Here is a 12354-nt window from a genome sequence, read left to right on the forward strand (position 1 = left end):
GAACCGCGACTACCCGAACCGCCGGACTTAGCACCCGGCGCGTCGCACCCCCTCGTATGCGAATCGAGAACGCGACGCTGGCCGACGGCCGCGTGGTCGATGTCCGCGTCGAGGACGGGACCGTCGAGGCGGTCGGCGACCTCGACCCCGTCGCCGACGAGGAGACCGTCGACGCCGAGGAGAACCTGCTTCTACCGGGCGCTATCGACGTGCACGTCCACTTCCGCGAACCGGGATTCGAACACAAGGAGACGTGGGAGACGGGCGCGCGGAGCGCCGCCGCGGGGGGCGTGACGACCGTCGCCGACCAGCCGAACACCGACCCGACGACGACCGACGGCGCGAGCTTCGACGCGAAGGCCGAGCGCGCCGCGAAGTCGTGTATCGACTACGGCATCAACGGCGGCGTCACCGCCGACTGGGACCCCGACAGCCTCCTCGACCGCCCGCTTTTCGCCCTCGGCGAGGTGTTCCTCGCCGACTCGACCGGCGACATGGGCATCGAGGCCGACCTGTTTTCCGAGGCCGCGGAGCGCGCCGGCGAGGCGGGCGTGCCCGTCACGGTCCACGCCGAGGACGCCGACCTGTTCGACGAGTCCGCCATCGAGGGCGACCTCGGCGGGGTCGGCCGCGACGCCGACGCCGACGCGTGGAGCGCCTACCGCACCGCCGAGGCCGAGGCGGCCGCCGTCGAGCGCGCCGTCCGCGTCGGCGGCGAGACCGGCGCGCAGATTCACGTCGCCCACACGAGCACGCCCGAGGGCGTCGACGCCGCCCGCGACGGCGGCGCGACCTGCGAGGCGACGCCGCACCACCTGTTTCTGTCCCGCGACGACCTCGCCGAGTTGGGCACCTACGGCCGGATGAACCCGCCGCTCCGGTCCGAGGCGCGCCGCGAGGCCATGTTCGAGCGCCTCGCCGACGGCCGCATCGACATGGTCGCCACGGACCACGCGCCGCACACGCGCGAGGAGAAAGAACAGTCACTCCTCGACGCCCCGAGCGGCGTCCCCGGCGTCGAGACGATGGTTCCCCTGCTTCTCGGCGCGGTCGTCGCCGGCGACCTCACCGCCGAGCGCGTCCGCGACGTGGTCGCGGCGACCCCCGCCGAGGTGTTCGACCTGCCGCGCAAAGGCCGAGTCGAGGCGGGCGCTGACGCCGACCTCGCGCTCTACGACCTCGACGCCGCCCGCGAGATTCGCGGCGCGGACCTCCACTCGAAGTGCGACTGGACCCCGTTCGAGGGCCACACCGGCGTCTTCCCCGAGTGGACGATGCTCCGCGGCGAGTTCGTCTGGGACGGCGACGAGTTCGGCGAAGTCGCAGGCGAGAACGTTCGCGACTGACCGGAGACGGGAACCGACCGGGGGGCGGCCCGCTCAGAACCGCGCGGCCGCGACCTGCGCGCCTTTCCAGCCGACGCCGACGAGCACCGCGAGCGGCGCCGTCAGGACCACGAGCGAGACGGCCGACCCGGCGAGACCGCCGAGTCCGCCGAGCGCCGACGACGCGACGACGGCCGCGAGGAAGCCGCCCACGGCGAGGGCCGGCGAGACCAGCGCGTAGGCGAACAGCCAGCGCTGGTTGCGAGTGAACTCGACGCCGTAGCCCGGTCCCGGCGGGATGAGCAGGCCGCCCGCGAGGAGGACGAAGCCGACGAGTCCGAACACGAGGAGGAAAAAGCCCGCGAGTCCGTGGACGAAGCCGTCGCTTCCGGGCGGCGGTGGGGGCATCGTGACGGCGGTCCGCCAGACGAACGCGAGGAGCGCGGCCCCGACACCGGCGACGGGAAGTTGGAGCGAGCCGAGGACCGCGCGGAGCGACCATCGCATCGGGCCGACTGTCGGCGGGGAGACAGATAGCAGTTCCGTCGCGGCCGGGGCGTCGGCCGGGAGTCGGACGACCCCGATGCAAGCGAATCCTTTTCCCGTCCGACACCCCGAGGGAGTGACACGCATGACCGACGAGCAGACGCCGCCCCGAGGTCGCGGCCCGAACGCGGACGAACCGCACGCACTCACGGGACTGCTGTCGTTCTGGGAGACGGTCGTGGAGGACGCCGAGGCGACCGCGGCCGAGTACGAAGACGAGGGCTGGGAGACGCTCGTGCTCCACCCGGGCGACGTGACGGTGCTGCCGCCGGCGAACCTGCCCGAGGCGACGGAGCGCGTCGGCTTCGACGTGCTCGTCCCCGGGAGCGAGTTCGAGTCGCTGTCGACGTGGGTCGAGTCGGCCGCCTTCGACCGCTACGACGTGTACCGCGCCCGCGAGGACGACACCGTGTTCGTCGTCTCGGTCGTCCAGGACGCCGCGGCGTCGAAGGCCGTCGTCGTCCCGCTGTACTACGGGCTGGACAAAGTGGACGCGATGGCGACGAAGGCGCGAGAACGGGGCGAACTGCGCCTCTACGTCCGGCCGGTCGAGGCGGACCGACGCGTCGAGTTAGTCCAGTCGGAGCCGGACCCGCTTTTCCCCTGACTCCGAGTCGGCGCGGAGTCGGCTCTGAACCGACCCCGGCCGCGAGGGCTCACTCCTCGTCCGACAGCTCTTCTTGTCGCAGTTCCGTGCTCGCCTCGCGGACCTCCCGCATGACGCTGGAGATGCGCTCTTCGGCTTCGAGTTCCTCTTCGACCGAGAGGTCGACGCCCTCGACTTCGAGCAGGAACTTGGCGATTTCCGTCACCTCGTACATCATCTCGTCGAGTTCCTCGGCCGTGAAGAAGCCCGACATCGCGCCGTAGAGGAACGTCGCGCCCGACTTCCGGACCTTGTCTCGGAACGCCGAGCGGGCCTGATTGACCGCCTGCGGGGTGTAGGTGTCGGTCATGAAGGGGACGAGCTCGGGGAGGTTGTTCCCGATTTTCGTCATCTCGACGCCCGTCTCGGTCCGGAAGTCGGCGCAGAGTCGCGCGATGGCCCACTCGCGGGCCGTCACGTAGGTCCGCTGGCGGAGGAAGTCGTTGACGCGGTCGTACTGCGCGCCGTCGACTTTCTTGAACCGGGCGTACTTCTGTACGTCCTCCGGAACAGCGTCTTCGACGTCTTCGGCGTCGGAATCTGCACCGTCGGCGTCGGCCTCGGGGTCGGCCGCGTCAGCGTCGGCCGGGCCGGCCTCGGCCGCGTCGGCGGCCTCCGCGTCCGTCGGTTCCGCGTCTGTCGTCTCCGCAGTTGCCGTCGCCGCGTCTGCCGCCGTTTCGTCCGCCTCCGCACCCGGGTCCGCGTCGGCGCGAGTCGCCTCCTCGGCGTCGCCCGCGCCGGTCTCGAACTCGTCGGACTCGTCTGTCATACCGCGGGCTACCGCGGCACGGCCGAAAAGGGTTCCGCGACGCGCGGTCCCCCCGCCGGCGGGGGTGTCGCCCCCCGATTCCGGGCAAGGGTTTTCTATCGCGACCGCGAGATTGGGAATCATGAAGGTACTGCTCGGAATCGGTGGCAGCGACGATTCCATCCGAGCGCTCGAAAAGACGGTCGAACGGACGGCCAACGTGGACGACGACCTCACGGTCGCCATCGTCGACAACCCGTCGGTCGAGCGCTCGCGCGAGGACATCGAAACGCGGGTGACGGAACTGCTCGACGAACGGGGCGTCGAGGCGACCGTCCGCCTGCTCGACGGCGACGCGGGGAGCGCCCTCGTGGACCTCGCCGAGAACGAGGGGTTCGACCAACTGGTGCTCGGCGGCGGCGAGACGAGTCCGATGGGGAAGATACAGATCGGTAGCATCGCGGAGTTCGTCCTCTTGAACTCCCACGTGACCGTCACCCTAGTACGATGAGCGACCGAACGTTCTCCGACGCCGTCGCCGACCCGTACGACGCGCCGCCGCTGTCGTTCACCGACAGGGAAGACCGCACCATCGAGGTGCGCGCCTACGACGGCTCAGACGAGGAGATGGAGGCGCTCGTCGAGATGTACGACGCGTTCGACCCCTCGGACCGCGCGCAGGGCATCCCGCCGGGACGCGAGGACCGCATCCGCGACTGGCTGGAGAACATCCTCGACGAGGACTGCCTGAACGTCATCGCGTGGGACGGCGGCGAGGTGGCCGGTCACGCGACGCTCGTCCCCGACGGCGACGCCTACGAACTCGCCATCTTCGTCCACCAGACGTACCAGCGCGCCGGTATCGGCACGCGGCTCATCAAGGCGCTGCTCGGCTACGGCCGAGTGTCCGGCGTCGAGAAGGTGTGGCTCACGGTCGAGCGCTGGAACCGCGCGGCGGTCGGGCTCTACCAGACCGTCGGCTTCGAGACGAGCGACGCCGAGAGCTTCGAACTGGAGATGACCATCCGGCTCGCCGAACCCCCGGACGAGGAGGGCGGCTGAAGGCGGCAGACCACGGCGACCTGCGACTCAGACCGAGAGCACGGGCTGGCTGGCGTACAGGAGAACGTACTCGGCGGCCTTGGCGAGCACTTCGCCGGGGTCGCCCGAGACCGGCTCTCGGGGCACGACGATGAAGTCCGCGTTCAGCTCTTCTGCGGTGTCGAGGACGACGCTTCCGGGGTGGCGGAGCTTGCTCGTCCGCGAGAAGCCGTAGGCGACCGACGAGGTGACCGGGACGTCGGCCTCGTCGGCGAGGGCCGAGACCGTGTCGGTGACGGCCTTGCTGTCCTCGGCGACGGCGTCCTCGTCGACGACGCCCTGCTCTATGGCGCGGACGACGTCCTCGCCGAGGACGTGGACGGCGTGGACCGCGGCGTCGTACTCGGCCGCGACGGCGGCGGCGTACTCCGCCGCGCGCGTCGCCTCGTCGCTTTGGTCGACCGGCACGAGAACGAGGTCGATAGAGAGCGGGCGCGGTGACATGTCCCCACCTGCGTCGGGCGACGACAAAAAACTCACCCCACGGTCCCGACGGTCGGTCGTCCCAGACTGGTTTTATGCCGCCCCACTGTGAACCCGTAGGCATGTTCGACACCATCGTCATCGCCACCGACGGCTCGGCGAGCGTCCGCCGGGGGGTCCGCGTCGCGGTCGACCTCGCAGAGCGGTTCGACGCGTCGGTCCACGCGCTGTACGTCGTCGACGCCGGCGACGTGGAGACCGCGCCGGAGCGACTCCGCGACGAGATGCGCGACGCGCTCACCGAGCGCGGCGAGGAGGCGCTCGCCGAGGTCGAGGCCGCGACCGACCGCGACGTGACCCTCGCGGTTCGAGAGGGCCGCCCCGCCGCCGAGATTTCGAACTACGCCCGCGAGGTGGACGCCGACGCCGTCGCCATGGGCACCCGCGGCCGCCACGGCGAGAACCGCTTTCTCATCGGGAGCGTCGCCGAGCGCGTCGTCCGGACCTGTCCGGTGCCGGTGCTGACGGTCCGCCAGTTGGAAGAGGGGACGACGGACTCCTTACTGAGCGACGAGGCCGCCTGAGCGGGCTGCGGGACTCGGTTCGGTCGCGGGCCGCGAGCCGTTCGACGCGGTCGCCGCCGACGGAATCGGGAGGAGTTTTCCCCGTCGCGCCCGAGTTCGGCGTATGGAAGACGAGCTCATCGACAGTTCTCAGCTCTCGCTCCCCCGCAAGTCCGTGCTCCCCGGTGCCGGATTCTTCTACCCCGACTCGTTCGACGAGGAACGCGCCGAAGAGCGCGCCAAGGAGAAGCTCGAAGACGCGTCGGTCGCGGTCGTCACCGACACCGACGCCGACGGCCTCGGCTGCGTCGCCCTCCTCCGGGAGGCCTACGACGCGGCCCTCGACGTGGCCGACTTCGAAGCGCGAATCGAGGAGAAACTCAGCGACGAGGACGAGGACGAAGACGACGAGGAGGAAGAAGAGCGACCGAAGTCGCCGGTCGCGCTGATGGGGTCGAGCCCGTACTCGCTCGAAGACGACCTCCAGCGCGTGGCCGACTACGCCCCCGAGGGCGTCGAGGTGTACGTCTGTGACCTCTGTCCGGACAAGTTCGAGTACGTCGAGGAGGAACTCGCCGCGCTCGTCGAGACGGCGGGCGAGATTCACTGGTACGACCACCACCAGTGGAAGCCGGAGGTCGCCGAGGCGGTCCGCGAGGCCGGCGTCGACCTCGTCGTCGGCGAGTCCGACGAGGAGTGTTCGACCGACGTGACGCTCCGCGAACTCGACTACGAGTTCGACGAGCGCTTTTCCGAACTCGCGGCCGTCACCCGCGACCACGACCTCTGGCTGAACGAAGACGAGCGGAGTCAGGACCTCGCGGACTACGCCTACTGGACCTCGAAAGAGGAGTACGTCGCCGTCGTCGGCGCGTACGGCGCGGACCTCCCGCCGGTCGTCGAGGAGTACATCGCCCACCGCCGCGTCGAAAAGGAGAACCTCATCCAGGCCGCCGTCGACCGCGCCGAACTGAAGACCGTCGGCGACTGGACGGTCGGCGTCACCTACGGCCGGTGCTCCCAGAACGAGGTCGCCGACGCCCTCCGCGAGGCGGGCGCGGACGCCGCGGTCGTCGTCAAGCCCGCCGGGAGCGCCAGCATCCGCGGCTCCGACGACTTCGAGCGCTGTCACGAGGTCGCCGACCTCGTCAACGGCGGCGGCCACCCGAAGGCCGCCGGCTGTAAGCCCGACATCTACGACGACATGCTCGACTACGCCCACCACTGGACGACGCAGGGCGCGACGACGAAGCGCGTCATCCTCCGGGCGTTCGAACAGGTCGCAGACGCGGTCGCGGAAGCGGAAGCCGAAACCGACGACGAGGACGAGGCGGACGACGAAGGCGTCGAGACCGAGCGCTAACGACGAACGCGACTCCGAAACCGACTCCGAAGCGGAAAACCAGCGTCGAAAAGCGGGGGTCGATTACGCGTCGTCGACGACCCAGCGGTCGGAGTACGTCGTTCCGCAGGTACACTTGGCGTAGGCGTGGACCACGTCGCCCTCCTCGTAGATGCCGCCGACCTCCTCGTTTTGCGCCTCGGCGAACGAGAAGATGAACTTGACCTCGTGGTTCTCGTCGGCGGCCGCCTCGGGGCAGGTGCCGCCGCTGAGGTCGTCGTCGATGTCGCCGTCGTTGCCCATGGCGGTCTGGGCGAACTCCATGGCGTCCATGCCCGTGCCGGCCGCGAAGGCCCGGCGGCCGTCGTCGCCGGGGACGACGAGGACGTAGCCGTTTTCGACTTCGACGCCCATGTTCGGGAGCTTGCCCTGGCTGTCGAGGTACTCGTGGGTGAGATAGAGCGCCACGTCGTCGAGGCGCTCGCCTGCGAGGTACTCCGTTACCTTGCTCATACCCCGCCTAGGGCGGTCGGCGCGTAAAAGCGGCGTGTCTCGGAGTGCGACCGGTCACTCGTCGGACAGGCCGAACTTCTCGGCGATGCTCGAAAGCGAGTCGTTCGGCCGCTCAGTGACGCGGTACACCTGCCTGACGCCCGGCACGCGGAGGCCGTACTGGTAGCCGTCGTCCAGTTCGTCGAGTTCGACGGCGTCGCCGTCGGCCCGGTCGTGTTCTCGGCACCACTCGACGAGCCGATTCTCGCCGTTGTTCGGGGTGCGAGCGAGGCGCTTGTTGTCGTACGCGCCGCGAATCACGAGTCCCGAGGCGTCGGCCGAGAGGCGGGCGTGGTAGGCGGTGCCGTCGAGGTGGAGCCGAACGAAATCGCCGTCTTCGGCGGTCACGTCGTCCGGAACGCGCAAGCAGGGGCGACGGGTACCGCCGCTCCGGGCGATGTTCGCGCGGAACGTCTGGACCGACGGATGGTCGGAGGGCAGTTGCTCTGGCACGGGAAAGAGAGGAGTGAGACGGCGTTATTCGTCCGCTTCTTCGTCGTCGCCCTCGCCGAAGGCGGCGGCGACGTCGCCCTCACCGGAGACGACCTTCGCGTTGATCTGGACGGTCTCACCGGAGACCTCGCGGCCGCGGACGGTGACGCGCTTGCGCTCGCCGTCGCGGGACGGCTTGTAGCCGATGCCGTCTTTGGCGAGGATTTCCTTGAGCGCGCCGCCGGGCACGTCGGGGTGCATCGGTCGGCCGGCCTTGTCCGAACCGCCCGTCAGTTCGAGCGTGAATCCGTCGAGACCGACGGCCGCACCGTCGACCTCGTCACCGAGGTCGCGGCCGAGGAATCGGTTTGCGTCCTGTCCTTCGACGTCGACTTGGTAGGTCGCACCGGTGTCGGGGTCGGCGACGACGACCATGAATTCTGCCATGCGCGGATGAAAACGGTCGCGGATAAAAAGTACGTCGAAAGCGCGTCTCGGGACCGTACCCGCCGAATCGGGGCGAAACGGCCGAATTCGGCGGCGTCAGGGAGGAACGACACGTACTGGTAAGAGTTAACACCTGACACGACGTACACCGTCTCATGAGCAACGATATCACCACTCGTGAGCCTGCAGACCTCGTCAAAGCCAAATCCAGGGCGCTGGTCGGCCCCGAACCGACAGACCTCGTCGAGCGCCCCCCGGCGGAGTTGGTCGAACGCCGGACCGACGCGCTCGTCGAGCGCCGGACGGAGATGTTAGTCGAGGCCGAGCCGACGACGCTCGTCGAGCGCTCGTGGTACGAGTGTACCGCCTGCGGCCACCGCTCGGGACACGGCGTCTACGAGCAGGTCTGTCCGCGGTGCGGCGGGTCGCTGAAGAACATCGGCGTGGCCCAGGAGTGACCCCTCAGACGACGTATTCGGTCTCGTCTCCGCCCGTCTCGCCTTCGGCCTCCGCTTCCTCGATGGACTCCCAGAGCGAACACCAGTCTGCGGGGTCGACGTAGCCCTCGACTTTCGCGCAGGCACCGAAGCCGTCGCCGTTCTTGTCGGGGATGTACTCCGCGCAGTTGCCGCAGTCTCGTCCGGCCTCGGTGAGGCCCGCCTCGACGGCGTCGTCCGCCTCCTGGAACTTGACCGCCTCCTTCGTGAACAGGTTCTCGGGGTCCCGCTGCTCGTTCGCCTGCGAGAGCGCCGTCCGGTAGGCCTCCGGAACCGGGCCGTGTTCGAACTCCTCCGCGGAGACCCCCTCGGGACGCTCCTCGTCGTGGTCGTCGTCCGACTCCTCTGCCGTCGTTGTCGTCTCCGTCTCCGTCTCCTGTTCGCCGCCACCACCGCCGAGGCAGCCAGCGACACCCACTACCGCACCACTCCCCACCAGTTCGAGGAACCGCCGCCTCGTTCGGCCGAATCGCGCCATAGCCGACAGCTACGTCCTCAGACCGTTTTAGTAAGCGCAGAGTTACCGTTGGACATGGTATCTTAACCGTCTCAACCCCGTCGGACGGCGGGTTCAGAATCCGTCGCTGTGACGGCTCAGAACCCGTCTTCCCAGCGGAACGTGCCGTTCCGCTGGACGACCTCGCCGTCGACTTCGATGCGCGAGTCCTCGCTCATGTCGGTGATCATGTCCACGTGGACCGCGGACTGGTTGCCGTCTTCGCCCTCGGGGAGACACGCGCCGTACGCCCGCCCGACCGCGAGGTGGATGGTGTCTCCCATCTTCTCGTCGAAGAGGATGCTGTCGGTAAAGCGGTCGATACCGCGGTTCATGCCGATGCCGAGTTCGCCGAGGCGGCGCGCGCCCTCGTCGGTGTCGAGGATGCCGGCGAGCGCGTCCTCGCCCGTGCCCGCGGAGAAGTCGACCACTTCGCCGCCCTCGAACGTCAGGTGGACGTTCTCGACGCGCTGGCCCTCCAGCGTCATCGGCACGTCGAAGAACACCTCGCCCTCGACCGCGTCCTCGACGGGCGCGGTGAACACCTCGCCCGACGGGAGGTTGTGGGAGTCGTAGGCCACGGAGGCCGCGGAGTTGACCGCGGTGCGGCCCTCGATTGACATCGTGAGGTCGGTGTCCGCCTTGACGATGCGGACCTCCGAACCGGCGTCGAGCACGTCTTTCATGTTCGCCATCTCGTCGGCGAGTTCCGACCAGTCGCGGAGAATCGCGTCGTAGACGAAGTCGGCGTACTCCTCGAACGACATGCCCGCCTGCTGGGCCGCCGCGCGGGTGGGGTGGACCGTCGAGACCCAGTCGGTGTCCATGCGCGCCTCTTTGACCTCGCTCGTGGCGCGGCCGTAGGCCTGCCGCGTCTCGATCGGCACGTCCGCGGTCGCCGCCGTGTTGCGGGTGCCGCCGAGGAAGAGCACCGAGTCGGCGGCCTCGTAGAGGGCGAGTTCGTGTTCGGGGAGGTCGAAGTCGCCGTCGTGCGCGCGGAGGTACGCCCGCTGGACCTCCTCGGAGGCGTAGGTCGTGACGACGCTCGCGCCGCGCTCGCCGAGGGCGTCGGCGACGGCGACCGCGAGGTCGTGGGCCCCCTCGCCGACGGAGACGACCACGTCGTCGCCGGCCTCGATTCGCGCGCTCCAGTCGACGAGCACCGCGGCGTGCTCGTGGATGCGTTCGTCCATACCCGAGCCTCGCGCGCGGCGGTAAAAACGTCGGCGTCTGCGGCCGCGACGCCGCCCGACCGCGGCCCCGAAAGCGGTGATTGCGGCGAACGGACCGAGCGTTACAGAACGCTTATCGCCCGATGTCCGCCATCATCTCCCGTGACTTCCATCGCACTCGCCACCGCCGAGGACCTCCCGGGACTCGTCGACGACGACGCCTCGTTCCTCGCGGCGCTCCGGGAGCGTGACGTGGCGGCGGAGCCGGTCGTCTGGTCCGACGAGTCGGTCGACTGGAGCGACTTCGACGCCGTGGTCGTCCGGTCGATTTGGGACTACTACCGGCATCCGAGGGCCTACGCCGCGTGGGTCGACCGCCTCTCCGACGCCGACTGCGCGGTGTGGAACCCGCCGACGACGCTCGACTGGAACAGCCACAAGTTCTACCTGCGCGACCTCGCCGACGCCGGCGTGTCGACGCTGCCGACCGAGTACGTCGAACGCGGCGGCGACGTGTCTCTCGAAGCCGTCTTCGAGACGCGAGGGTGGGACGAGCTCGTCGTCAAGCCCGCCGTGAGCGCGGGCGCGTTCGAGACGAGACAGTTGAGTCGCGCGGAGGCCGCCGACGCCCAGCCGTGGGTGGACGACCTCGTGGCAGAAAAAGACGTGTTGGTTCAGGAGTTCGCGCCGGACATCGAAGACGGCGAGTGGTCGCTCGTCTTCTTCGGCGACGAGTTCAGCCACGCGGTGGTCAAGCGCCCCGAGCCGGGCGACTACCGCGTCCAAGAGAAACACGGCGGGAGCGTCCACGTCGAGGAGCCGAGCGAAACGCTGCTCGATAACGCCCGGCGCGTCGTCGACGCCGTCTCGGCCCACCTCGGCGGCGACCCGCCGCTGTACGCCCGCGTCGACGGCGTGGAGCGCGGCGACGACTTCCTCCTCCTCGAAGTCGAACTCATCGAGCCAGAGCTCTTCTTCCGGACCGACGACGCCGCCGGCGACCGATTGGCCGAGGCGCTGTTGGCGCGGCTCTGAGCGGTCGGTACCGTCGGCGGAACGGTCGGTCTCGGCGGCGACCGCGCACGCGCCAAACCACAACCACTACCACCCCCCGCGGACGATGCCGACGCATGCAATTAGGCGTCATCGGCCTCGGCCGGATGGGGCGCATCGTAGTCGACCGAGTGCTCGATGCCGGGCACGAGGTCGTGGCCTTCGACCTCTCGGCGGAAGCCGTCGCGGCGGCCGCCGACGCGGGTGCCGAACCCGCGGACAGCGTCGCCGACCTCGTCGACCGGCTCGGCGACGACAAGCGAATCTGGCTCATGGTCCCCGCGGGCGACGCGGTGGACGCGACCCTCGACGACCTCGACCCGCATCTCGACGGGGACGACGTGGTCGTCGACGGCGGCAACTCCCACTTCGAGGAGTCCGTGCGGCGCGCCGAGGCGTGCTCGGCGGCCTACCTCGACTGCGGCACCTCCGGGGGCCCCGCCGGTGCCGAACTCGGCTTCTCGCTCATGGTCGGCGGCCCGCAGTGGGCCTACGACGAGCTGTCTCCCGTCTTCGACGCCGTGGCGACCGGCCCCGCCGGCCACGGCCACATGGGCGACTCCGGCTCCGGCCACTACGTGAAGATGGTCCACAACGGGGTCGAGTACGCGCTGATGCAGGCGTACGGCGAGGGCTTCGAACTGCTCGCCGAGGGCCGCTACGACCTCGACCTCGAATCGGTCGCGCAGACGTGGAACAACGGCGCGGTCATCCGCTCGTGGCTTCTCGAACTCTGCGAGGAGGCGTTCCGCGAGGAGGGAAGCGACCTCGGCGACGTGGACGACCACGTCGCGGGCGGCTCGACGGGCACGTGGACGGTCCAGGAGGCGCTCGAACAGGAGGTCCCGGTCCCGCTCATCTACCAGTCGCTCGCCGAGCGGTTCGGCTCCCGCGCCGACGACCGCTTCTCCCGTCGCCTCGCCAACCGGCTCCGGTACGGCTTCGGCCGCCACGAGGTCGCTCGGAAGGACGACTGACGGGGTCTGACGCGGCCCCCGTCGGCGCGAGCGC

17 protein-coding genes are annotated in these 12354 nt (G+C 69.6%); 9 read left to right on the plus strand and 8 right to left on the minus strand.

The features are described 5' to 3' along the window. Positions 1 to 56 precede the first annotated feature (56 nt). Positions 57 to 1346: a dihydroorotase gene (locus tag C5C07_RS14940; RefSeq protein WP_115805388.1), complete on the plus strand. Its 1290-nt coding sequence runs from the start codon at positions 57 to 59 to the stop codon at positions 1344 to 1346. 33 nt (positions 1347 to 1379) lie between these two features. On the opposite strand, the gene C5C07_RS14945 is transcribed toward C5C07_RS14940, so the two are convergent. Next, positions 1380 to 1832: a hypothetical protein gene (locus C5C07_RS14945; RefSeq protein ID WP_115805389.1), complete on the minus strand. Its 453-nt coding sequence runs from the start codon at positions 1830 to 1832 to the stop codon at positions 1380 to 1382. 124 nt (positions 1833 to 1956) lie between these two features. On the opposite strand from C5C07_RS14945, the gene C5C07_RS14950 reads away from it, so the two are divergent. After that, on the plus strand, positions 1957 to 2478 hold the full coding sequence (locus tag C5C07_RS14950; RefSeq protein ID WP_004976466.1) for a hypothetical protein: 522 nt from the start codon (positions 1957 to 1959) through the stop codon (positions 2476 to 2478). A 49-nt stretch (positions 2479 to 2527) separates the two neighbouring features. Here the strand turns inward: C5C07_RS14950 and C5C07_RS14955 are convergent, their stop codons facing one another. Further along, entirely contained in the window at positions 2528 to 3286 is a 759-nt protein-coding gene (locus tag C5C07_RS14955; RefSeq protein ID WP_004976467.1) for a DUF5806 family protein, read from the minus strand. A gap of 121 nt (positions 3287 to 3407) precedes the next feature. Here C5C07_RS14955 and C5C07_RS14960 point away from each other — a divergent pair, with 121 nt between their 5' ends. Together C5C07_RS14960 and C5C07_RS14965 are read left to right on the plus strand one after the other, a co-directional pair. Beyond that, the gene (locus C5C07_RS14960) at positions 3408 to 3776 is read left to right on the plus strand and encodes a universal stress protein (protein WP_004976468.1); all 369 of its coding nucleotides are present in this window, start codon (positions 3408 to 3410) and stop codon (positions 3774 to 3776) included. Beyond that, positions 3773 to 4327, plus strand: coding sequence for a GNAT family N-acetyltransferase (locus tag C5C07_RS14965; protein ID WP_004976469.1), 555 nt, complete (start codon positions 3773 to 3775; stop codon positions 4325 to 4327). The genes C5C07_RS14960 and C5C07_RS14965 overlap by 4 nt, the downstream gene beginning before the upstream one ends. A gap of 27 nt (positions 4328 to 4354) precedes the next feature. Here C5C07_RS14965 and C5C07_RS14970 read toward each other — a convergent pair whose 3' ends face one another. Next, positions 4355 to 4810, minus strand: coding sequence for a universal stress protein (locus C5C07_RS14970; RefSeq protein ID WP_004976470.1), 456 nt, complete (start codon positions 4808 to 4810; stop codon positions 4355 to 4357). A 101-nt stretch (positions 4811 to 4911) separates the two neighbouring features. Between C5C07_RS14970 and C5C07_RS14975 the strand changes: the two genes are divergently transcribed. Together C5C07_RS14975 and C5C07_RS14980 are read left to right on the plus strand one after the other, a co-directional pair. After that, the gene (locus C5C07_RS14975; protein ID WP_004976471.1) at positions 4912 to 5373 is read left to right on the plus strand and encodes a universal stress protein; all 462 of its coding nucleotides are present in this window, start codon (positions 4912 to 4914) and stop codon (positions 5371 to 5373) included. A 103-nt stretch (positions 5374 to 5476) separates the two neighbouring features. Next, complete coding sequence (locus tag C5C07_RS14980; protein ID WP_004976472.1) at positions 5477 to 6715, plus strand: DHH family phosphoesterase; 1239 nt, start codon at positions 5477 to 5479, stop codon at positions 6713 to 6715. 63 nt (positions 6716 to 6778) lie between these two features. On the opposite strand, the gene C5C07_RS14985 is transcribed toward C5C07_RS14980, so the two are convergent. Genes C5C07_RS14985 through C5C07_RS14995 form a run of 3 tightly spaced genes read right to left on the minus strand, consistent with a single transcriptional unit; the run spans position 6779 to position 8125 of the window. After that, on the minus strand, positions 6779 to 7207 hold the full coding sequence (locus tag C5C07_RS14985; RefSeq protein ID WP_004976473.1) for a DUF5807 family protein: 429 nt from the start codon (positions 7205 to 7207) through the stop codon (positions 6779 to 6781). Positions 7208 to 7261: 54 nt separating this feature from the next. Next, on the minus strand, positions 7262 to 7699 hold the full coding sequence (locus C5C07_RS14990; RefSeq protein WP_008096630.1) for a hypothetical protein: 438 nt from the start codon (positions 7697 to 7699) through the stop codon (positions 7262 to 7264). Positions 7700 to 7723: 24 nt separating this feature from the next. After that, positions 7724 to 8125, minus strand: a complete 402-nt coding sequence (locus C5C07_RS14995; RefSeq protein WP_004976475.1) for a 30S ribosomal protein S6e — start codon at positions 8123 to 8125, stop codon at positions 7724 to 7726. Between the two features lie 155 nt (positions 8126 to 8280). Here C5C07_RS14995 and C5C07_RS15000 point away from each other — a divergent pair, with 155 nt between their 5' ends. Further along, positions 8281 to 8583 (plus strand): rubrerythrin-like domain-containing protein, encoded by a 303-nt coding sequence (locus C5C07_RS15000; RefSeq protein WP_050459214.1) that lies wholly within the window; start codon positions 8281 to 8283, stop codon positions 8581 to 8583. Positions 8584 to 8587: 4 nt separating this feature from the next. On the opposite strand, the gene C5C07_RS15005 is transcribed toward C5C07_RS15000, so the two are convergent. Both C5C07_RS15005 and C5C07_RS15010 read right to left on the minus strand, forming a co-directional pair. Further along, a complete protein-coding gene (locus C5C07_RS15005; RefSeq protein ID WP_049905176.1) occupies positions 8588 to 9100 on the minus strand; it encodes a high-potential iron-sulfur protein in 513 nt (170 codons plus the stop codon). 116 nt (positions 9101 to 9216) lie between these two features. Further along, positions 9217 to 10311, minus strand: coding sequence for an aminopeptidase (locus C5C07_RS15010; RefSeq protein WP_004976478.1), 1095 nt, complete (start codon positions 10309 to 10311; stop codon positions 9217 to 9219). A gap of 141 nt (positions 10312 to 10452) precedes the next feature. Here C5C07_RS15010 and C5C07_RS15015 point away from each other — a divergent pair, with 141 nt between their 5' ends. Continuing rightward, positions 10453 to 11325: a RimK family alpha-L-glutamate ligase gene (locus tag C5C07_RS15015; protein ID WP_115805390.1), complete on the plus strand. Its 873-nt coding sequence runs from the start codon at positions 10453 to 10455 to the stop codon at positions 11323 to 11325. 95 nt (positions 11326 to 11420) lie between these two features. Beyond that, positions 11421 to 12320 carry a phosphogluconate dehydrogenase (NAD(+)-dependent, decarboxylating) gene (gene gnd / locus C5C07_RS15020; RefSeq protein WP_004976480.1) on the plus strand — a complete coding sequence of 300 codons (900 nt, stop codon included), beginning with the start codon at positions 11421 to 11423 and terminating at the stop codon, positions 12318 to 12320. The last annotated feature ends 34 nt before the right edge of the window (positions 12321 to 12354 follow it).

Source organism: Haloferax sp. Atlit-4N, from assembly GCF_003383025.1.
In the GTDB taxonomy this organism is placed as follows: Archaea; Halobacteriota; Halobacteria; order Halobacteriales; family Haloferacaceae; genus Haloferax; species Haloferax gibbonsii.